Annotated in this window: 20 protein-coding genes; all 20 read left to right on the top strand. The window is 41.2% G+C overall.

The annotated features are described in order from the left end of the window. The first annotated feature begins 294 nt into the window (after window positions 1-294). The 20 genes from cysD to AC6R1O_RS04640 all read left to right on the top strand — a co-directional run bounded on the left by cysD (window position 295) and on the right by AC6R1O_RS04640 (window position 20,881). On the top strand, window positions 295-1,209 hold the full coding sequence (gene cysD, locus AC6R1O_RS04545; protein WP_500656536.1) for a sulfate adenylyltransferase subunit CysD: 915 nt from the start codon (window positions 295-297) through the stop codon (window positions 1,207-1,209). Window positions 1,210-1,221: 12 nt separating this feature from the next. Then, window positions 1,222-2,937 (top strand): SLC13 family permease, encoded by a 1,716-nt coding sequence (locus tag AC6R1O_RS04550; RefSeq protein WP_500656537.1) that lies wholly within the window; start codon window positions 1,222-1,224, stop codon window positions 2,935-2,937. Between the two features lie 22 nt (window positions 2,938-2,959). Next, window positions 2,960-3,586, top strand: a complete 627-nt coding sequence (gene cysC, locus AC6R1O_RS04555) for an adenylyl-sulfate kinase (protein WP_500656538.1) — start codon at window positions 2,960-2,962, stop codon at window positions 3,584-3,586. Between the two features lies 1 nt (window position 3,587). Continuing rightward, entirely contained in the window at window positions 3,588-4,553 is a 966-nt protein-coding gene (locus tag AC6R1O_RS04560; protein ID WP_500656539.1) for a DHH family phosphoesterase, read from the top strand. Window positions 4,554-4,573: 20 nt separating this feature from the next. Continuing rightward, window positions 4,574-5,989, top strand: a complete 1,416-nt coding sequence (gene cysN, locus AC6R1O_RS04565) for a sulfate adenylyltransferase subunit CysN (RefSeq protein WP_500656540.1) — start codon at window positions 4,574-4,576, stop codon at window positions 5,987-5,989. 65 nt (window positions 5,990-6,054) lie between these two features. Continuing rightward, window positions 6,055-7,143: a dTDP-glucose 4,6-dehydratase gene (gene rfbB, locus AC6R1O_RS04570; protein WP_500633184.1), complete on the top strand. Its 1,089-nt coding sequence runs from the start codon at window positions 6,055-6,057 to the stop codon at window positions 7,141-7,143. After that, window positions 7,143-8,012 carry a glucose-1-phosphate thymidylyltransferase RfbA gene (gene rfbA, locus AC6R1O_RS04575; RefSeq protein ID WP_500656541.1) on the top strand — a complete coding sequence of 290 codons (870 nt, stop codon included), beginning with the start codon at window positions 7,143-7,145 and terminating at the stop codon, window positions 8,010-8,012. Before rfbB ends, rfbA begins: the two co-directional genes overlap by 1 nt. Before the next feature lie 8 nt (window positions 8,013-8,020). After that, complete coding sequence (gene rfbD, locus AC6R1O_RS04580) at window positions 8,021-8,893, top strand: dTDP-4-dehydrorhamnose reductase (RefSeq protein ID WP_500656542.1); 873 nt, start codon at window positions 8,021-8,023, stop codon at window positions 8,891-8,893. A 5-nt stretch (window positions 8,894-8,898) separates the two neighbouring features. Further along, window positions 8,899-9,444 (top strand): dTDP-4-dehydrorhamnose 3,5-epimerase, encoded by a 546-nt coding sequence (gene rfbC / locus AC6R1O_RS04585; RefSeq protein ID WP_500656543.1) that lies wholly within the window; start codon window positions 8,899-8,901, stop codon window positions 9,442-9,444. Window positions 9,445-10,366: 922 nt separating this feature from the next. After that, window positions 10,367-11,173: an ABC transporter permease gene (locus AC6R1O_RS04590; RefSeq protein WP_500656544.1), complete on the top strand. Its 807-nt coding sequence runs from the start codon at window positions 10,367-10,369 to the stop codon at window positions 11,171-11,173. A gap of 9 nt (window positions 11,174-11,182) precedes the next feature. Continuing rightward, window positions 11,183-12,511, top strand: a complete 1,329-nt coding sequence (locus tag AC6R1O_RS04595) for an ABC transporter ATP-binding protein (RefSeq protein ID WP_500656545.1) — start codon at window positions 11,183-11,185, stop codon at window positions 12,509-12,511. A gap of 2 nt (window positions 12,512-12,513) precedes the next feature. Next, a complete protein-coding gene (locus AC6R1O_RS04600) occupies window positions 12,514-13,587 on the top strand; it encodes a DegT/DnrJ/EryC1/StrS family aminotransferase (protein WP_500656546.1) in 1,074 nt (357 codons plus the stop codon). Further along, window positions 13,584-14,285 carry a WbqC family protein gene (locus AC6R1O_RS04605; protein WP_500656547.1) on the top strand — a complete coding sequence of 234 codons (702 nt, stop codon included), beginning with the start codon at window positions 13,584-13,586 and terminating at the stop codon, window positions 14,283-14,285. Before AC6R1O_RS04600 ends, AC6R1O_RS04605 begins: the two co-directional genes overlap by 4 nt. Window position 14,286: 1 nt before the next feature. Next, window positions 14,287-15,090 carry a sulfotransferase domain-containing protein gene (locus AC6R1O_RS04610; protein ID WP_500656548.1) on the top strand — a complete coding sequence of 268 codons (804 nt, stop codon included), beginning with the start codon at window positions 14,287-14,289 and terminating at the stop codon, window positions 15,088-15,090. Further along, a complete protein-coding gene (locus AC6R1O_RS04615; protein ID WP_500656549.1) occupies window positions 15,087-16,052 on the top strand; it encodes a sulfotransferase family protein in 966 nt (321 codons plus the stop codon). The genes AC6R1O_RS04610 and AC6R1O_RS04615 overlap by 4 nt, the downstream gene beginning before the upstream one ends. A gap of 202 nt (window positions 16,053-16,254) precedes the next feature. Continuing rightward, entirely contained in the window at window positions 16,255-17,325 is a 1,071-nt protein-coding gene (locus AC6R1O_RS04620) for a glycosyltransferase (RefSeq protein ID WP_500656550.1), read from the top strand. A 635-nt stretch (window positions 17,326-17,960) separates the two neighbouring features. Continuing rightward, window positions 17,961-18,842, top strand: coding sequence for a glycosyltransferase family 61 protein (locus AC6R1O_RS04625; RefSeq protein WP_500656551.1), 882 nt, complete (start codon window positions 17,961-17,963; stop codon window positions 18,840-18,842). Continuing rightward, the gene (locus AC6R1O_RS04630; protein WP_500656552.1) at window positions 18,839-19,246 is read left to right on the top strand and encodes a sugar 3,4-ketoisomerase; all 408 of its coding nucleotides are present in this window, start codon (window positions 18,839-18,841) and stop codon (window positions 19,244-19,246) included. The genes AC6R1O_RS04625 and AC6R1O_RS04630 overlap by 4 nt, the downstream gene beginning before the upstream one ends. Beyond that, window positions 19,239-19,778 (top strand): GNAT family N-acetyltransferase, encoded by a 540-nt coding sequence (locus tag AC6R1O_RS04635; RefSeq protein ID WP_500656553.1) that lies wholly within the window; start codon window positions 19,239-19,241, stop codon window positions 19,776-19,778. The genes AC6R1O_RS04630 and AC6R1O_RS04635 overlap by 8 nt, the downstream gene beginning before the upstream one ends. Further along, the gene (locus AC6R1O_RS04640) at window positions 19,775-20,881 is read left to right on the top strand and encodes a DegT/DnrJ/EryC1/StrS family aminotransferase (RefSeq protein ID WP_500656554.1); all 1,107 of its coding nucleotides are present in this window, start codon (window positions 19,775-19,777) and stop codon (window positions 20,879-20,881) included. The genes AC6R1O_RS04635 and AC6R1O_RS04640 overlap by 4 nt, the downstream gene beginning before the upstream one ends. The last annotated feature ends 9 nt before the right edge of the window (window positions 20,882-20,890 follow it).

Raw genomic sequence — 20,890 nt, forward strand, 5'->3', positions numbered from 1 at the left:
TGTACTATCCGAAGCAGATTTATGCAGTGCGCGCTTGTGTATTACCGATCTTTTGAATGGAGTTTTAAAGGATACTTAGGTGTACAGTCATAGCGCGCCAGCGGATGTTGTGCGGTTGTCCAAATAAAAAAAATGGGAGGGGCTATTGGGGCCAGTAAGTAAAAACAATCAAAACCAAGCCTTTACCAAGCCTCTCGAAAAAACAACCGTCTCAATTTGGCTAAAAACCGTCTCAGGCAAGAAAGAATACTGAGATGTAACTACGAAAATTTATACAACTATGAAGTGGCAGCAATGAAAATATCTCCAGAAAGAATGACTCATCTAAAGCAGTTGGAAGCCGAGTCGATTCACATCATGCGCGAAGTTGCCGCGGAATTTGATAACCCAGTCATGCTCTATTCAGTGGGCAAAGACTCCTCCGTTATGCTGCATTTGGCGAAAAAAGCCTTTGCCCCGGGCATCCCTCCGTTTCCTTTGATGCACGTCGATACCACGTGGAAGTTCAAAGAGATGATCGAGTTTCGCGATCAGATGGCCGAAAAGCTGGGCATGAAATTGATTGTCCATCAAAACCCTGAAGGGCTGGCCATGAACATCAGCCCGTTTGTGCATGGCAGTTCAAAACACACCGACATCATGAAAACCCAAGGCTTGAAGCAGGCGCTGGATAAGCACGGCTTTGATGCGGCGTTTGGCGGCGCGCGACGCGACGAAGAAAAGTCACGTGCGAAAGAGCGCGTTTACTCGTTTCGTGATGAACATCACCGCTGGGATCCGAAAAATCAAAGACCAGAGCTGTGGAACATTTACAACGGCAAAGTCAATAAAGGCGAAAGCATCCGAGTGTTCCCATTGTCGAACTGGACGGAACTCGATATCTGGCAGTACATCTACTTAGAAGACATTGAGATCCCAAGTTTGTATCTGGCGAAAAAACGTCCCGTGGTTGAGCGCGATGGTATGCTGATCATGAAAGATGACGACCGTATGGAGCTCAAGCCAGGCGAAACCATCGAGCACAAAATGGTGCGTTTTCGTACGTTGGGTTGCTACCCACTGACCGGTGCGGTGGAGTCAGAAGCGACGACATTAACGGAAGTCATTCAAGAGATGCTCTTGACCACGACCTCTGAGCGCCAAGGTCGCGCCATTGACCACGACTCATCCGGGTCGATGGAGAAGAAAAAGCGCGAAGGCTATTTTTAAGCTCCTGCCACCATGTGGATCACTGCGCTTGTTATTCTTGTTTTACTCACGAGCTTAATTGTCTCAAAATGGCGCGCCGCCTATTTGTTTGTCGGCGCGACTCTCGTGCTTTACCTCTTCGGACAAATTGATCAAAGCCGTTTAATCGGAAACATCACAAATAGCTCCATCCTAACTCTGATTGCCTTAATGGTGGCTTCTCTCGCGTTAGAGAGAAGTCACTTGTTGCCATGGTTATCGAGCAAAATCTTTGATGACAGTTACAGCAAAACACTCCTTCGCCTTGGGCTATCCAGTGCCCTGAGTTCGGCTTTTCTCAACAATACCGCGGTGGTGGCCACTTTGATGGGGGGAGTGCAACGCAATCAAGACCACCCCGCCACTTCACTGCTGATCCCTCTCTCTTACTTTGCCATTTTAGGTGGTACGTTGACCTTAATTGGTACAGCGACCAACCTGGTTGTGAATGCACTGTTAGTTGAAGCTGGTCACCCCGAGTTAAATTTCTTTGTTTTTCTCCCTGTCGGTCTTGCGCTGGTGGTACTGGTTGGCGGTGTGGTTGTGCTAAGCGCTCGGCAGCTCCATCGAAAAGTCACGTCTCATTCTCCGATGTCTCACTACTTTATCGATGCAGAGGTCAAGCTAGGCAGCAAACTGATTGGCAACACCGTGCGTGAAAATAAACTGAGAGCATTAGATGGACTGTTCTTAGCCGAAATCGTCCGTGGTGATCAACTGATTTCCCCTGTGACACCGGATACGCGCATTCAAGCGAAGGACAAACTGGTCTTTACCGGTGATGTAGAGAATGTGAAGCAGCTCCATCTACTTGACGGCGTCGAAATCTTTGCCGATGCCAGTCAGCTTCTCAGTTCGAATTTGACCGAAGTGATCGTCAGTCCAGAGTCGGTATTGATCGGGAAAACCCTCAAAGCGACGGATTTTCGCTCGCGTTTTGACGCCGCGGTGGTCGCGATCAGCCGAGAGGGACATCGACTCTCTGGTAAATTGGGCGAGCAAAAAATTCACTCGGGTGACAAGCTGGTCTTGGCCATTGGCGAAGATTTTCATAAACGGCAGAATCTAACACGCAACTTTTTTATTCTCAGTGGTATAGAGCTCAACCACACCTTGTCATTGAAGCAAAATGTGCTGACCGTTTTGGGCTTTTTGGGCGCGATTGCGCTATCGGCCACGACATCGGTCTCGTTGCTTGAATCCATGGGCGCGTATATTCTACTGATGCTGGGCAGCAACGTCATTGATGGGACGACCATACGCCGCCGCTTTCCTTTTGAACTGTGGACGGTCTTGGTATGCGCGCTGTCCATCGCGTATGCATTCAGTGCCTCGGGTTTGGCACAATGGGTGACGTCTGGCATACATGATTTGCTCGGAGAGCAAACTCCCTTTGTGGCGCTAGTGTGTCTGTTTATCGTCACGCTCATACTGACGGAAGTTATCACCAACACCGCTGCGGCAGCGATTATGCTGCCGGTAGGGCTGGCGTTGGCACAGGCTTACCAAGTCTCGTCGATGCCATTTATCATGGCAGTGGCGTATGCCGCCAGTGCATGTTTTTTAAGCCCTTATGGGTACCAAACAAACTTAATGGTTATGAATGCTGGTGGCTATCATTTTAAAGACTTTATTAAAGTGGGGTGGAAGGTGTCGATGAGCTACAGTCTTGTTGCGCTTATCGCCATTCCTCTTTTTTTCCCATTTTAGGTGTGACAATAAACAGAAAACAATGAATCCGTACACAAAAAAACACCACGATGCAGTCAGTGCCGACATTGTTTGGCACAATGCGAGCGTAACTGACAAAGAGCGAGCAGCACTGAAAAAGCAAACGCCGGTCTTGCTTTGGTTTACAGGGCTGAGCGGCTCGGGTAAATCCACCATCGCCAACGCGGTAGAACGCAAACTCTTTGAGTTGGGTAAACACAGCTATTTACTCGATGGCGATAATGTTCGCCATGGGCTGAATAAAGATCTCGGTTTTAGCGATGCTGACCGTGTTGAAAACATCCGGCGTATTGGCGAAGTGGCCAAGCTCTTTGTTGACTCAGGCAGCATTGTTCTTACCGCCTTTATCTCCCCATTTCGGGCAGATAGAGCGCAAGCGAAAGACATGTTGTCGAGTGGGCAGTTTTTAGAGGTGTATATTGATACGCCACTTGAGGTGTGTGAGCAGCGCGATCCTAAAGGGCTCTACAAAAAAGCCCGCTCTGGAGAAATCAAAAATTTCACCGGTATCGATTCAACGTATGAAGCGCCGTTACGACCTGACATTCATGTAGAAACCGCGCTCTATACGGTCGAAGAGTGCGCGCAACGTATTATTGAGCAACTACAGCAGCGGCAGTATATTTAACATGCATTATGACGTTTTTAATGGCGATGCCGATGGCATCATGTCACTCATTCAGCTAAGAAAAGCGCAGCCTAAATCGAGCACATTGATCACCGGTGTCAAACGCGACATTCAACTGCTGAAACAAGTCGTCACGCAAGGAGATGCCTCTGGCGTGACCGTGCTCGATATTTCGATGGAGAAGAATATTGATGCGCTGTACGAGCTGGTTGAAAACCATATTCCTGTGTTTTATTGCGATCACCACCGGGCGGGAGAGGTACCTCAATCAGACGCGTTAACGGCGTTGATTAATCTCGATGCCAACGTGTGTACAAGCTGGTTGATCAACCGTCATCTCGGTGAGCAATATGTTGATTGGGCGATTGCTGGGGTATTTGGTGACAACTTGTTTAGCACTGCTCAGTCACTCGCGGCAGAGCATGGACTCGAGCAAGAGTATATAGAGTTTTTAAAAGAGCTCGGAACGCTGGTCAACTACAATGGGTATGGGGCGACGCTTGAGGACCTCCATATCCAACCAGAGCGGCTTTTTCAGCAGTTGATGGCGTATGCGTCGCCAAGAGAGCTTTTAGAAGACCCTGTTTCTCCTTACTTCCAACTGCAAAAGGCCTATCTGGAAGACAACGAGAAAGTGGCCACACTGCGCCCAGTGCATTCTTGTGAGATTGCAGAAGTCTACGTTCTCCCTTGTGAGGCATGGGCGAGACGCATTGGCGGCGTGTTTGGCAATGCGTTAGCCAATCAAACGCCAAACAAAGCTCACGCTGTGGTGACCTTGAATGCAAGCCAAGAAGATTACACCGTGAGTGTTAGGGCGCCACTGAGCAACCGAACGGGAGCGGATGAGATTTGTGTCCAGTTTCCAACTGGCGGTGGCCGTAAAGCCGCTGCTGGCATTAACCAATTACCCAAGTCTGAGCTAGCGTCATTTATTCAGACGTTAACTGACCATTACGCTAAGTAGACATAGAACAGGTACAGAACATGTCGCACTCTTCAGAGCTGATTGCAAAAGATATTGAAGCCTACTTAAAGGTTCATGAAAACAAAGATCTCTTACGTTTTTTGACCTGTGGAAATGTCGATGACGGTAAATCTACCCTCATTGGACGTTTGCTTTACGACTCAAAGCTGATTTATGAAGATCAGATGGCCGCCATTGAAAAAGACTCCCAGAAGTTTAATACCACAGATGAAGCCTTTGACTTGGCGCTTCTCGTTGACGGGCTTCAATCAGAGCGTGAGCAGGGTATCACTATTGATGTCGCTTATCGTTACTTTTCCACCGACAAGAGAAAGTTCATCATTGCCGATACTCCAGGACATGAGCAGTACACGCGCAACATGGTGACCGGCGCATCAACGTGCGACTTAGCGATCGTGATGGTGGATGCGCGCCGCGGCATTCAAACCCAGACTCGTCGTCATAGCTATATTTGCTCCCTCCTAGGCATAAAGCACATCATTGTTGCGATTAATAAGATGGACCTAATGGAATACAGCCAAGAGGTGTATCAACAGATCAAAGCCGATTACCGAGAAATGGCGAAAAATTTCAATATCGATGATATTCGCTTTGTACCGATTTCAGCGCTAAAGGGTGACAATGTGGTGGCCCCAAGTGAAAAAATGGACTGGTATCCAGGTGCGACATTGATGAAGTTGCTGGAAACGGTCAAAGTCGATAAAGACAAAGACCTAGAGCATATGCGATTCCCAGTCCAATATGTGAATAGACCCAATTTAGACTTTAGAGGGTTCTGCGGTACGCTCGCCTCTGGGCAAATTCAAGTCGGGGATGGGGTCACAGCGTTGCCCTCAGGCAAAACGTCGAAGGTCAAATCCATCTTTACCTATGATGGTGAACTGCAAACAGCGCAGCCGGGTCAGGCGATTACGGTAACACTGGAAGATGAAATCGATGTCTCTCGTGGTGATATGATGGTGCATACTGGGCATGAGCCAGTTGTCACCAACCAGTGTCAAGCGCACATGGTTTGGATGGGTGAACAACCCATGCTGACACATAAAGACTATGTGTTGAAGTTTGCCACTAAGAGCTGTTTAGGGAACGTGGCCAAGATTGAACACAAAGTGGATGTGAATACATTGGCCAAGCATGCAGAAAACACCGATAGCTTAGGGCTGAATGAAATTGCGCTGGTCCATATCAAGCTAACGGAAAACATCGCGCTGGACGAATATCAGCATTTGCCTCAAACCGGTGCGTTTATTGTCATTGATCGCATCAACAATGTGACGATTGGAGCAGGCATGGTCAGTGCAATTAAAGGCAAGGATGCAGAGAGTACTGGCGAGCGAACCTATACCGAATCGGAAAAGGCCCTCAATGCATTCATACGTGAGCAGTTCCCGGAATGGGGTTGCAAATCCATCTAGTGAAATAGATGGCAGAATACTTATAATTAGTAATGAATTAATAGAACAGTTGGAATCAGTGTAAAATGAAAATTTTAGTAACGGGCGGTGCAGGATTTATTGGTTCAGCAGTGGTCCGCCACATTATTGAGAATACTGCAGACAGTGTGATTAATGTTGATTGTCTGACGTACGCGGGGAACTTGGAGTCTTTAGCGTCAGTAGAGACAAATGAACGCTACGCGTTTGAACAAGTAAACATTTGTGACAGAGCAGAATTAGATCGCGTTTTTAGTGAGCATCAACCTGATGCGGTCATGCACTTAGCCGCGGAATCTCATGTGGATCGCTCAATTACGGGGCCTGCAGCGTTCATTGAAACCAACATTGTTGGTACTTACACACTGTTAGAAGCCACGAGAGATTACTGGAATACACTCAGTGAGTCGGCCAAGCTCGCCTTTCGTTTCCATCATATTTCAACAGATGAAGTGTATGGTGACTTGACTCATCCCGATGAAGTAGAGGCCGGTACTGAACTCCCTATGTTCTTAGAAAGCACACCATATGCGCCATCAAGCCCTTACTCTGCCTCTAAAGCATCGAGTGATCATTTGGTGCGTGCGTGGCTTCGTACGTATGGCCTTCCTACCATCGTGACAAATTGCTCAAACAACTATGGCCCTTATCATTTTCCAGAGAAACTGATTCCTCTTGTCATTCTCAATGCCTTGGAAGGCAAAGAACTGCCGATTTATGGCAAAGGTGACCAAATTCGAGATTGGCTCTATGTCGAAGATCATGCTCGCGCACTATACAAAGTGGTGACAGAGGGCATGGTTGGTGAGACCTACAACATTGGCGGCCACAATGAAAAGCAAAACTTAGAAGTGGTTCAAACCATTTGTTCTATTTTGGATACGCTAGTCCCGAAAGAGAGTCCTTACGCGGAACAAATTACGTACGTTCAAGATAGACCAGGACACGATCGCCGCTACGCCATCGATTCAAGCAAAATGCAAAAAGAACTCGGCTGGACGCCAGTAGAGACATTCGAAACAGGGCTGAAAAAAACGGTGCAATGGTATCTCGATAATCAAAAGTGGTGCCAGAATGTTCAGGATGGCAGTTACCAACGCGAGCGTTTGGGTGTGGTGAAAGGAGAGGTAGAATAATGAAAGGTATTGTTCTAGCAGGTGGCTCGGGCACCCGTTTATACCCATTAACCCGCGGCGTATCGAAGCAGCTGCTTCCTATCTATGACAAGCCAATGGTGTTTTACCCGATTTCGACTTTAATGCTTGCCGGTATCAAAGACATTCTTATCATCACGACTCCGGAAGATAATGAAGGCTTTAAGCGTCTCCTCGGCGATGGCAGTGATTTTGGCATCAACTTAGAATATGCCATCCAACCAAGCCCTGATGGCCTAGCACAAGCGTTCATTATTGGTGAAGAGTTCATTGGTGATGACAGTGTATGTTTAGTACTAGGTGACAATATTTTCTATGGTCAATCTTTCAGTCAGACATTAAAAAGTGCAGCGTCAAGAGAGGCTGGAGCAACGGTATTTGGCTATCAGGTCAAGGATCCAGAGCGCTTTGGCGTAGTGGAATTTGATGACAGTATGAAAGCTGTCTCGATTGAAGAAAAACCAACCAAACCAAAATCAAACTATGCGGTCACGGGGTTGTACTTCTACGACAATCGAGTCGTGGATTTTGCGAAGCAAGTGAAACCGTCGGCGCGCGGCGAACTTGAGATCACTTCTATCAATGAAATGTACCTCAATGATGGTTCGTTGAATGTTGAGTTGCTGGGTCGAGGGTTTGCTTGGCTTGATACTGGCACACACGAAAGCCTGCATGAGGCATCGTCATTTGTCCAAACCATCGAACATGTTCAGGGTTTGAAAGTCGCCTGTTTAGAGGAAATCGCCTGGCGACAAGGTTGGTTAAGCAACAAAGATATTGAACGACTAGCAACGCCCATGCTGAAAAACGAATACGGTCGTTACCTAATGTCATTGCTTAAGCCACTCTAGGACACAAAATGAAGGTACTTATTACAGGTTGCAATGGCCAGGTCGGCCATTGTTTAGTTAACCAACTTCGCGATAAAGCGGAAGTTTTAGCCGTCGATAAAGAGCAGCTGGATATCACCGATCAAGTGGCTGTCTATACGACCGTTGCCGATTTCGAACCGAACTACATCATTAATGCGGCAGCACATACGGCCGTCGACAAGGCAGAAGAAGAAGTTGCACTCTCGTTTGCGATAAACAGGGATGGTCCCAAGTTCCTTGCAGAGGCAGCGGAAAGTTGTGGTGCTGTGATGTTGCACATTTCTACGGACTATGTGTTTGAGGGGACGGGAACTGAACCCTATCAGGAAAGCGATCCTGTTGGACCGCAAAGTGTGTATGGTGAAAGCAAGCTTAGTGGGGAAGCCGCGGTAATCGATGCATGTGAAAAACACTTGATCTTACGTACCGCGTGGGTGTTTGGAGAGCATGGAAACAACTTTGTCAAAACGATGCTCCGGCTTGCACAGACGCGAGATGAACTTAGTATTGTCGGCGACCAAATCGGCGCACCCACCTATGCGGGAGACATAGCAGCTGCGCTAATTAAAATGGTCGAATCAATGGAGGCGGGGATCGAGCCTAAGTGGGGGGTGTACCATTATTCTGGTATGCCTTATGCTAGTTGGTATGACTTTGCACAAATGATCTTTGAGAAAGCCCAAAATCAGGGAGTCATTGATAACTCCCCGAGCCTTAAGTCGATCCCAACATCGGCATATCCGACGCCGGCAAAGCGTCCGACAAATTCACGATTGAACTGCAACAAAATCTCGGCCCAATTTGGTGTTACACCAAGCGATTGGGTAAGTGCCTTGGACAATATAGAAGCTTATAAGTAGGAAATATGAAAGTTATTGATACTACCATTCCTGACGTCAAAATCATTGAACCTGCAGTTTTTGGCGATGAGCGGGGTTTCTTCATGGAAACTTGGCAACAGAAAAAATTTGATGAACTAGTGACAGGTAAATCAACATTATTTGTGCAAGATAATCACTCCAAATCGAAAAAGGGGATCTTGCGAGGCCTGCATTATCAGACTAAGAATACACAAGGAAAACTTGTGCGTGTTGTCTCTGGTGAGGTTTATGATGTCGCTGTTGACATTCGTAAAGGTTCAGAAACTTTTGGTAAATGGGTCGGTGTTTATCTTTCTGCGGAAAATAAACGTCAATTGTGGATTCCTGAAGGTTTCGCTCATGGTTTTTATGTGACCAGTGAGGAGGCTGAATTTGTATATAAGTGCACCGATTATTACAACCCAGCGTTCGAGCGTACACTTCTTTGGGATGACAAAGTTCTTAGCATTGAATGGCCACTTGAAGGCGCCCCCACCCTATCGAGTAAAGATAAAGAAGGTGAGACATTCTCAGATCTAAAAGCACTTTAGTGTTGATGGGATTTCTACACTAAAGGCTATACACTGCACATACCATGTTGCTTCTGTTGTTGAGTACGGCGTTGTTATATAAGGTTGTTGGACCTTTTCCAAGTCCTGAACTCAGCTCCTTTCGCACGGTTAGAACGGTCACGAAAAATGACTAGCTTTACAGTACGAAAACACTTTTTTAAAGTAGATGTGGTAGGTGCGTTTTGGCTCGATGACTCTAGTACTTTTCCACAGAGAGCGAAGCTATATTGAGAGCGGCGACGTCGCTACTATACGCATGCGTACTCTTACAAAGTTTAAACAACTATTGTTTTTGACTTGTTACTTGATATTTCGCAAACGTCAACAGAGTAGACCAGTATCGTTAAATGTGGGAAAACAATTCTAGGTTGGACATCATACTAAACCTAGAAGGTCTATTTGTCGTATAGTGATTCACTCGACTGAAGTTAACGCCTTTGGTGAGAGTGAGTTTAAAGTGGATAGATTTGGTACAAAAACGTAGAGCATCGGTGCTCTACGTTTAGCTGTAGATGTGGGTACACTCGAAACCGATTAGTGTAGATGTAATTGTGTTGACGCCGATACTCAACATACAACGCAGAAAGGTCAATACTAAATCAGCCGATGGAGCGAATGACATTTCAGCCGATACGAGACTTTAAAAGATCAGGTTGTATCCTGTTAAAGGACAGCCGTCATTAAGAATGAACCTGTAACAGCCCTAAATTGGGAAACAGCGAAGTAGAAAGCCTCACTATTGCTCTATATCTGAGACAGCAATATTCCGTTCTGAAGATTTAGCAAAGTCAAAGGACTAAGTATATCCGTTAGAATCTAGTGGCCAGTGATACATGTCGTCGTTGAACTTGAAGCTGATTTGAAAAGCGACCACACTGGTTTTAGTACTGAGAGTTTAAGAATGTATAGATTACCATTTGAATTTTTTATAGGTCTTGTAAGACAACGAGATCTGCTAATTTCTATGACTAAGCGAGATATAAACAGTCGCTATATGGGGTCATTCCTGGGAGGAGGCTGGGCTCTGATACAGCCTCTAGTTACCATTTTAGTTATGTGGTTTGTATTTCAGTTTGGTTTTCGTGCAGGCAACACAACAGACGGTATACCGTTTGCGCTATGGCTTATATCAGGAATGATTCCTTGGTTCTTCTTTTCAGAAGCTTTATCAACATCTTCTAATGCGATAGTCGAACAAGCTCATATAGTCAAAAAAATCGTTTTTCGAATTAGCCTTTTACCAGTTGTAAAAATACTTGCCTCTTTAATGGTACACTTTTTCTTTATTTTTGTACTCGTAATTGTTTCATTAATCCACGGCTACATGCCTACTTTAAAGTGGTTGCAGATACCATACTATTTGTTCAGCGCAATATTTTTACTACTAGCTTTGTCTTGGACAACCTCTTCTATTATTGTTTTCTTTCGAGACTTCGGCCAATTAGTATCAGTCGGTATTCAACTAGGTTTTTGGGCTACCCCAATTTTCTGGAATATTGCGATGATTCCGGATAAATACCAATGGATATTCAACTTAAACCCAGTTTTCTATTTTATAGAAGGTTATCGAAATTCGATAATTGACGGTGAGTGGTTTTGGGAGAATCCCACTTGGACGTTATATTTTTGGACCGTAAACCTATTATTAATGTTGGTTGGAGTGACTTGTTTTAAAAGGTTAAAACCACATTTTGCTGATGTATTATAGAGATTTATCATGACTGACACCGTAATTAGCTGTAAGGGTTTAACAAAGATCTACCCGATGTATAACGACCCAAAAGATCGTTTCAAAGAAGCGTTGCATCCATTCAGAAAAACGTACCATAAAGAGTTTTTCGCGTTACGAGATGTTAGTTTTGATATACATCAGGGCCAGACGGTAGGAATAATTGGTCACAATGGAGCGGGAAAATCAACACTATTAAAAATTATTACTGGCGTTCTCACTCCCACTAAAGGTGATATACAAGTTAAAGGAATTGTTTCGTCGATCCTCGAGTTGGGTACCGGTTTTAACCTAGAAGCAACTGGGATCGAGAATATATATATCAATTGTTCGCTGATGGGAATTTCGAAAAGTATAGTCGACTCTAGAATTGACCGCATAGTAGCTTTTGCCGATATTGGTGACCATATAAATCAGCCTGTAAAGGGTTACTCATCTGGGATGTTTGCTAGATTGGCCATGGCAGTAGCAATAAACGTTGAGCCAGATGTGTTGATTGTTGATGAGGCCCTCGCTGTAGGAGATATGAATTTTCAAGCTAAATGTATGACTGCTATGAAAGAGATCCAAGCTAGAGGGACTACAGTTCTTTTTGTAAGTCATGATATCAATAGTATTAAAAGCCTATGCGATCGGTGTATCTATCTTAAAAACGGTATGGTTCATGCATCTGGTAAAGCAAGTGATATTACGGAACTCTACATAAAAGAGATGCGAGAGGAGCTAAACTCTCAAAATGAGCGTATGCCTGTCAAGAAAACGGGAATATACAAGGAAGAACTAGAGTCTAAGAGCTTGGACAGTGCATTAGCTGATAACAACACATCATTTAAGCATTCCATCGAGTTTGAAAGCAGAGTGGAACAATTTCGCTATGGTACAGGAGAAGCTAGAATTACTTATGTAGAGCTACTTGATGACTCTGATATTCCTCTAACAGAAGTTGCATTTAACCAAGAGGTCAAAGTAAGGATTCATCTCGAGAGTTATAGCGATTTAGACGTTGCTGTTAACTTCCAAATTTATGATGATAAAAAGATCAACATCACTGGTGGGGGATTCAAACAATTATCTGAAGAGCTATTACAGATTAAATCAGGAGATAAGTATATTGTTGATTATGTTTTGAGTTTACCTTTACAAAGTAACAACTATTCAATCCAAACGAACATATCAAGTTTCGTTGAAGGTACTGATACTCCAATATTTATTGACTGCGTACCTGATTCTATAATATTCAAGGTCGGATCAAGACCAAGTTTTCCAATTTGGTCCAAGGTAGATTTGTTTCCAAAGTTGTCTTACAGTAAGAGCTAGTTATGATTAACGTTACCAAGACTTATTTACCACCAAAAGAAAAATATAAAGCTTATATTGATAGAATATATTCAAGTGGAAATTTAACTAACAATGGTCCTCTCGTCAATGAACTTGAAAGACGCCTAGAAAAATATTTAGGAGTTAAGAATATTGTACTCGTCTCTAATGGTACCGCAGCTATGGAGATCGCTTACAGAGCGTTAGATATTAAGGGTTCAGCTATTACAACTCCATTTAGTTTTGTCGCGACAACAAGCTCTTTAGTAACAAATAATATTAAGCCTCTGTTTTGTGATATTGATAAATCATCGCTGAATATAGATAGTAGTAAAATTGAAAGTAGAATTGAGTCAGATACTGATTTAATTGTTCCCGTACATGTATTTGGAAATCCCTGCCGAGTAGAAGCGATAGATAAGATTGCAAAAGAACATAGTTTGAAAGTTGTCTACGATGCCGCACATGCATTCAATGTAAAGTACAAAGGGACTAGTGTGTTGAATTATGGACACATATCCACTGTTAGTTTTCATGCAACAAAGCTATTCCATACAATTGAAGGCGGGGCTTTGATCATCAATGATGATAGATTAGTTGAAAAAGTAAGATTGCTCATTAATTTTGGAATTGAAAATGCTGAGTCAATTCCATCAATCGGAACTAACGCTAAAATGAATGAGTTCGAAGCGGCAATGGGGCTGTGTGTACTTGATGACATAGATAACATTCAGTTGAAGCGAGAGGAAATATATAACTACTACTTTGAAAATCTCAAAGACGTTGTGTCATTTCAGCTACTAGCAGAAGAAACGGATCACAATTATAGTTATGTTCCAATTATTCTAAGTAACGTTGATCAATTGAAAAAGGTTCAATCTTCACTAAATAACTTTGATATTTTTCCAAGAAGATATTTTTATCCTTCATTAGATACTCTTAGCTATGTTGACGTTGTTGAGCATTGTTCAAATTCTAGAGATATTGCATCACGAATACTATGTTTACCTTCATATCATGAAATTACTCAAGAAGAGCAGAGAGAAATTGTTAAAATAATTAGAGAGAGCTTATGAGATCTGCAATTATGCAACCCTACTTTCTTCCCTATTTAGGGTACTGGCAATTGATCAACGCTGTCGATGTTTTCGTGATATATGATGATGTGCAATATTCAAAACGCGGCTGGTTCTCTAGGAATAATCTACTTTTAAATGGAAAGAAAACACTGTTCTCTATACCTTTGGAGAAGTCTTCGGACTATCTAGATGTAAAAGATAAATTTATCAGTAAGTCATCCAAAAAGAACATAACAAAAATACTCAATTCTATTAAGCAAAGTTATCGCAACGCGCCTCATTTTGATTCAGTTTATCCGTTAGTTGAAAGTATTTTTGAGTTTGAAGACGACAATTTGTTTAATTATATATATAACTCAGTAAATAAGATCTGTGAATATATAGGTATCAACACTCAAGTGGTTATATCTTCTGATCTTGGTCTAGATAAGTCGTTGAAAGGTGTGCAGCGCGTAATTGATATAAACAAGAAGATAGATAGTTCTCTTTATATAAACCCAATTGGTGGTGTGCACTTATATGACAGAGCCGAATTTGAAAGACATGGTATAGAGCTTAAGTTTCTACAATCGAAACTCCCATCATATGAACAGAATATTGAGCACTTTGAACCTTATTTGTCCATCATCGATGTTATGATGTGGTGTAGCAAAGTTGAAGTGAAGTTATTTCTAAATGAATACGAACTTATATAAAATGAAAAAAGTTGCAATACATTCAGTTCCTAGATCAGGTTCATCTTGGCTAGGTGAAATAATTAATAGCGACCCGAATGTGAATTACTGCTATCAACCGTTATTTTCCTATAAATTCAAGTCGCGGCTAGATGAATTTTCGACTAAAGAAGAGATAGATAATTTTTTTAGAGACATCTCTCAGTCAAATGACTCATTCATAAGGCAAACAGAGGCTAGAAACAAAAAAGAAAAGCCTAGTTTCTATAAATTTAATACTCTTAATACCGTTGTGTATAAGGAAGTTCGCTACCATCATATTATTGAGAATTTAATAATTGAGGATCCAGAAATTAAAGTTATTGGTTTGGTTAGAGATCCAAGAGGGGTAATTAACAGTTGGTATCATGCTAGCAGAGAATTTCGGAGAGATTTGGGATGGAATCTCAAGGATGAACTGATGCTAGCTGAAAGAAAAAACAAAAAACTGAAAGAAGAATATTTTGGCTTGTTGAAGTGGGCGGAGACTAGTGAGTTATTTGAGGAATTAGAGAAGAAGTATCCAGGAAATTTTAAACTAGTTGAATATCATGACCTGATTAGTAATACTGAAATCTCAATAGCTCGATTGTTTGAGTTTCTTGGCATGGAACTAACGGAGTTCACCTCTAAATTTATCTGCGATGACTTGTTTGTTGATTCTGAATATTCAGTATATAAGAATAAGGTCACCGATGATGCATGGAGACATGGCTTATCGATAGATATACAGAGAGACATCGAGAATTTTGCAATTAATAATAACCTTGAGAGGTACTTACGTTGATTTTTCTTATTTGTTCTGAACGGTGTGGAAGCAATTTTTTAACTAAGTTAATGGGGGCGCACTCTAAAATATCTGCACCTTCACCTAAGCATATCATGAATCCTATTTTTAGGAATTTGTTTCGATACGGTGATCTAACTGATCAATCGAACTGGGAAAAATTAATTTCCGACTTGCACGCTTTATACACAGTGGATTTTTCGGTTTGGAACACTAAAGTTTCAAAAAATGAAATTATAACAAATGTCAAGTGTGGAGATATTGCAGGGCTATATGAATTCATATTCGGACGTGAAATGGAATTCTTGGGAGCTGAACTGTCCTTCATAAAGGAAAACCAACTGTATGAGTTTTACCCATTTATTAACAAATTTTTTCCTGATTCAAGATTTGTCTATCTGATAAGAGATCCAAGAGATATGGCGTTATCATGGAAAGCTAGTAAATCTCACGTGGGAGGGTTTCTATCTGCAGCAAGGCAATGGAAAAAAGATCAGCAAAATAGCCTTAAATTAACCGCATGTATACCTGAAGACAAGTTGTATATTTTGAAATATGAAGATCTAATTTTAAATACTAGTTCGTCTTTGAAGAAGGTGTGCGAATATTTGGAATTAGATTACGAAGAGGACATGCTGTCTTTTTACAAATCAGACACTGTTAGAATCAACGCTAGTAGGGAAGACAATTGGAAGAACTTGTCTAAACCGGTTATGTCAAACAATTCAAATAAGTTTTTAAAGCATATGACCAAAGAAGACATACTGTTCGTCGAGCATATATGCCAATTTGAGATGCCTTATTTTGGATATGAATGTATATCCTCTTTAGAATCTCTAAATAGCATTACAGAACAGATGATGGCTTCTTATGAAACACTTGATCTTGAAACCGCAGTGTATGATGTACCCCAGAAAACACTGGAAAATATGAAAATGAAAAAGCTAATATACGAGAGATAAACATTCACATTGTATATTTACGTTGATACTTAATAATTAAGAGATTATTATTGCTATAGGTTATCTATAATAAAGTGCTGTGCCGGAAGCGAGGATTTACCATTTTGTTAAGTCTAGATTTTGGATAGGTTTCATTATATTTCCCTACCCATGTTTTTATATAATAAAACATCCATTTCTTTTTTAATAATTAGGAACTACGATGAGAACTCAGAATGAAATCACTAACTCATGGTCTAGTGATCTACCATTGGTTAGCGTTTGCTGTGTTGTTTACAATCATAGTAAATTCCTCCACGAAGCACTTGACAGCTTTTTGTCTCAGATCACAGATTTCGGCATAGAGGTTCTTATAAGTGATGATGCCTCTACAGACGGTAGCCAAGAGATCATCAAAAGCTATCAAGAACGATATCCAAGAATTATCAAACCTATTTTTCAGTCGCACAATCAGTTTTCTGTTGGTATTAGGCCCAACATAGAGTTCAACTTACCTAGAGTTTGTGGTGAATACATAGCATTTTGCGATGGTGATGATTTTTGGTCAGATCCTCATAAGCTGCAAAGTCAGGTTGACTTCTTACGTCTAAATCGTGACTTTTCAGCTTGTGCGCACAACACTGCTGTGATGGACTCTGAAGGAGAGTTGAATGGGAATATCGTCAACTCCCTAAGAAAAGATAGTTTTGATGTCGATGATTTTACGCGAGGTGAAGTATACTTTCATAGCTCATCATTATTATTCAGAAACGATGAATCAACCCAGAATGCTATTGAGCTTATGAAGTTACACAATGGTGATTGGTTCCGTCTTATTGCGTTTTCGATGTTTGGTCCAGTAAAATATATTGACAAAGTTATGTCTGTATATAGGGTTCATGGAGCTGGGATTTGGTCCTTATTAGATGAGGAAGAGCAAGTTGTACGAAACCTACGTGCGATTGTTTCGTTTAATCGAATATTAGATTATAAGTTCGAGGAGAACCTCTTATCTTTACTGGTTGAAAGAACTAAATATTTAAACTCTGTAGATAGTTTCTATAAGATATTCCGAGACCTCGAGTCTGATGATTTCGCTAGAGTTATTATGTTTTATAGTGAATTAGATAGAGATAGGAGCATAGAGAATGACAAGTTAAAAATTGATTTGGCAAATTTGGAAAGTGAATTACACTCTTTGCAGAATCAGTACTATACTTTAAAAGTTTTTCACGAAAAAGTTACGAATAATTTTGTTTGGAAACTATTAAGAAAAGTAAAGGGTTTGTTCTAAGACTTCCCGGTAGTGCGCAAAGCTAGGTACCTTGAAGAATTGGTAAAGCGAATCGTGTAGGATATTGTTTCTTTTCGTGGTTTGGCTCTTTCTCTAATCGTAACATACTTCAAGTTCGCTAAAAATAATATTCCTAATTTTCTTATTTATAATAATGTCGTTCGTCTTTTGATGTATACGGAACTTTATAAAGTTTATTGAGTGTTTTATTAATGTTAAGATCAATGAGAGTTTTTTTTAAGTGCTTTTATTACTTACTGCCTTATGGCATTAGAAGGCAGTATCGAGACAGTGCTCTGTTCTATTTATCACTTTTATCCAGAATTAGGGCTTCGATTCGTGATAGTAGAGCAACCAAGTCATTTTATAGCAATGTTACTCTAGTCGACTCACTGACTTCACTAGGCGCAGATTGTGAACCTCTTGAGATACAGGCAAATAGATACGGGACAATCTCAGCGCCTCGCATTTATGTCGAGAATAGACTTTGTGAACGTTCTAGCATCGAAGGACAACTACCGGACATTTCTATTGCATCGCTGAAAAGTGTTAAAGTGTTAGGTGGTACAGATAGTATAATTTACGAAAATCTCCTATATCATTTCGAACTAACGATGATGAAGGAGCATCATGATTTGAAGCAGCCAACAGTTTTTCGCCCTCTGGATCGTTCAACCTTTACACTCAATATATCAGATAAAAGCCACATCGGTGAAGGAGTGGTAGTTGTTAGCTTACTAAAAGAACATTCTGCGAATTACTATCACTGGATTACTGAGATATTACCAAAACTGATTCTCATACTAAAGCATTTGAAAAAGATGGATAGTAGAATTGTCATCTTGATGGATGACACTGTTGCGCCGCAATGTCTTGAAGTTGCTGAATTATTTCTTTCAAATTGCCTGAAAAATAGGTTTGAAATACGGTTTGTTAAGAAGGGGGAGCTAGTGCATTGTGATAACTTAGTTTATTGTACGCCGACTTGGCTTTCTCTAGACAATACTAAATTTCTTCCTAACCCAGTAAGCGAGTTTTTTATATCGACTGATGTATTGACAGAACTACATAAGGAGATGAGTAGATTAATCAGTCCGGCTAGTCGTACATGCAACCGAAAAATCTATATTCAGCGCCAAAATAACAGATTAAGAGTTTTGAGAAACGTACATGCTTTAGAGCGATTGATGTATAAGCATGGTTTTGAATTTATTGACCCATCTTATCTATCGTTTGAAGAACAAGCAAACTTGTTCTCTCAATCTAAGGTGGTTGTCGGTGTTTCCGGGGCGGCATTTACAAATATTCTATTTATGCCTGAAGGTTCTTTAGCCATATCTCTTTACCCATCCGCGCAAAGTACAAACTTCTATGTCTTCCAACCACTAGCTGATGTTGCGAATGTTGACTTGATCCACTTTCTGACAGAACCGGAAGATGAATCGAACTGTGTTCATGGAGACAGTTCTGTTAACATTGAAGTATTAGATACGTTATTAAGTGAAAGACTATCATGATGAAAATTATTGATTTCGATGTGATCGGTGATGACAGAGGTTCTCTCGTATCTCTAGAACAAAACGAGAATGTGCCGTTTGATGTCAAACGCGTCTATTACATTTTTGACACCGCGAGTGGAGTTTCAAGAGGCTATCACGCTCACAAAAATCTAGAACAAATACTTATATGTGTAAGTGGTAGTTGCCGCGTTGTACTAGATGATGGCGTTGAACGAAAAAGTTTAACTCTCAACACGCCAAGTAAAGGTTTGTATATTGGTAATTATTTGTGGCGGGAGATGCATGACTTTTCAGACAACTGTGTATTAATGGTTTTAGCTAGTGAAAAATACGATGAGTCTGACTATATTCGAAATTATGAAGATTTTTTATCTTTGAAAGTAAGGGATTGTGATGATTGAGTCGAAGAGTATATATTTTAGATTAGCAGAAGTGTCTGATGCGGAGTTTATTTTAGGTTTGCGTTTGAATGACGGGCTTAATAAGTATTTGTCTAGTACTGATGCTAGTTTAGAATCGCAAAGACAATGGTTGATGGAATATAAGTCTAGAGAAGCCTCCGGTAACGAATATTACTTCGTTATAATTCGAAAGGACACCAATATACCCATCGGTGTGGTAAGATTATATGATTTCATTAGAGAGAGAAATTCGTTCTGCTGGGGTAGCTGGATATTGAACTCTGATAAAACGAGAACGGCTGCAATTGAAAGTGCATTGTTGGTATATGAATATGCATTCAGGGCGCTGAAATTTTCTCGAGCTCATTTCGATGTTCGTAAAGATAACATATCAGTTGTAAAGTTCCATAAAAAGCTTGGAGCAGTGGAAGTCGGAGAAACAAAAGATGATATTTTGTTCGAATACTCACTCGAAGAATATGAAAGCTTTTATAATTTAAACAAAAAATACATTGAGACAACACCACTATGATTCCTTTCCTAGATTTAAAATCGGTCAACCATAAATATGCACAAGAGTTGAAAGATGCTTGTTCACGCGTGATTGATTCAGGTTGGTATATATTAGGTGATGAACTCACTTCTTTCGAACAGTCATTTTCTCAATATTGTAATACTAAGCATTGTATTGGGGTTGCCAACGGGTTAGATGCTCTCACTCTAACTCTTAGAGCGTGGAAAGAGTTAGGCAAGTTAAGTGACGGTGATGAAGTAATCGTGCAAGCCAATACTTATATCGCATCAGTCTTAGCAATCAGTGAGTTGAATCTAACGCCTATTTTAGTTGAACCGGACGCTGCAACCTTAAATCTAACTCCTAATAATATTCTTGATGCAATTTCCCCTAAAACTAAAGCTATTCTACCAGTCCATCTTTATGGCTTGATATCACCAATGCCAGAGATAATGAAAATCGCTAGAGATCACAATTTATTAGTATTAGAGGATTGTGCTCAGGCACACGGAGCTTCTATTGGTGATGTAAAATCAGGCGCCTGGGGTGATGCGGGTGCTTTCAGTTTCTATCCAGGAAAGAACCTGGGTGCATTAGGTGACGCAGGAGCTATTACTACAAATAGCGACGAATTAGCTAATACAATCCGTGTACTAAGAAACTATGGATCAAAAGTTAAGTATCGCCACGATTTGAAGGGAGTAAATAGTCGACTAGATGAAATTCAAGCAGCGATGCTTAACGTAAAACTGAAATACCTAGATAAAGATACTCATGTTCGAAGAAAGATAGCAAAGTTTTACCGAGATAATATCAATCATCCACTTGTTACGTATCAAGAATGCTCCGATGTGAACGAGCATGTTTACCATCTATTCGTTATAAGAACGAAGTTCCGTGATGAGCTAGCAAAATATTTGCTGGACAATGGAATCCAAACTCAAATACATTATCCTATATCTATTGTTGAACAGAATGCATACTCAGAGTTACCTGCAAGCTCCACACCGTTAACAACGTTAATCAATTCAGAGCTACTGAGTCTTCCCATGTCACCAGTTCTCACAAGCAGCGAAATGGATAAAGTAGTCAGAATTATTAACGCTTGGCAATTAAAGTAGGTAAGTTTA

This window comes from Vibrio sp. R11-SG3-ISO3-SZ, assembly GCF_059834345.1.

What these genes read in the sequence shown, in the direction of transcription:
- cysD (WP_500656536.1), top strand. Translation starts at nt 295, where the DNA reads ATGAAAATATCTCCAGAAAGAATGACTCATCTAAAGCAGTTGGAAGCC.
- AC6R1O_RS04550 (WP_500656537.1), top strand. Translation starts at nt 1,222, where the DNA reads ATGTGGATCACTGCGCTTGTTATTCTTGTTTTACTCACGAGCTTAATT.
- cysC (WP_500656538.1), top strand. Translation starts at nt 2,960, where the DNA reads ATGAATCCGTACACAAAAAAACACCACGATGCAGTCAGTGCCGACATT.
- AC6R1O_RS04560 (WP_500656539.1), top strand. Translation starts at nt 3,588, where the DNA reads ATGCATTATGACGTTTTTAATGGCGATGCCGATGGCATCATGTCACTC.
- cysN (WP_500656540.1), top strand. Translation starts at nt 4,574, where the DNA reads ATGTCGCACTCTTCAGAGCTGATTGCAAAAGATATTGAAGCCTACTTA.
- rfbB (WP_500633184.1), top strand. Translation starts at nt 6,055, where the DNA reads ATGAAAATTTTAGTAACGGGCGGTGCAGGATTTATTGGTTCAGCAGTG.
- rfbA (WP_500656541.1), top strand. Translation starts at nt 7,143, where the DNA reads ATGAAAGGTATTGTTCTAGCAGGTGGCTCGGGCACCCGTTTATACCCA.
- rfbD (WP_500656542.1), top strand. Translation starts at nt 8,021, where the DNA reads ATGAAGGTACTTATTACAGGTTGCAATGGCCAGGTCGGCCATTGTTTA.
- rfbC (WP_500656543.1), top strand. Translation starts at nt 8,899, where the DNA reads ATGAAAGTTATTGATACTACCATTCCTGACGTCAAAATCATTGAACCT.
- AC6R1O_RS04590 (WP_500656544.1), top strand. Translation starts at nt 10,367, where the DNA reads ATGTATAGATTACCATTTGAATTTTTTATAGGTCTTGTAAGACAACGA.
- AC6R1O_RS04595 (WP_500656545.1), top strand. Translation starts at nt 11,183, where the DNA reads ATGACTGACACCGTAATTAGCTGTAAGGGTTTAACAAAGATCTACCCG.
- AC6R1O_RS04600 (WP_500656546.1), top strand. Translation starts at nt 12,514, where the DNA reads ATGATTAACGTTACCAAGACTTATTTACCACCAAAAGAAAAATATAAA.
- AC6R1O_RS04605 (WP_500656547.1), top strand. Translation starts at nt 13,584, where the DNA reads ATGAGATCTGCAATTATGCAACCCTACTTTCTTCCCTATTTAGGGTAC.
- AC6R1O_RS04610 (WP_500656548.1), top strand. Translation starts at nt 14,287, where the DNA reads ATGAAAAAAGTTGCAATACATTCAGTTCCTAGATCAGGTTCATCTTGG.
- AC6R1O_RS04620 (WP_500656550.1), top strand. Translation starts at nt 16,255, where the DNA reads ATGAGAACTCAGAATGAAATCACTAACTCATGGTCTAGTGATCTACCA.
- AC6R1O_RS04630 (WP_500656552.1), top strand. Translation starts at nt 18,839, where the DNA reads ATGATGAAAATTATTGATTTCGATGTGATCGGTGATGACAGAGGTTCT.
- AC6R1O_RS04635 (WP_500656553.1), top strand. Translation starts at nt 19,239, where the DNA reads ATGATTGAGTCGAAGAGTATATATTTTAGATTAGCAGAAGTGTCTGAT.
- AC6R1O_RS04640 (WP_500656554.1), top strand. Translation starts at nt 19,775, where the DNA reads ATGATTCCTTTCCTAGATTTAAAATCGGTCAACCATAAATATGCACAA.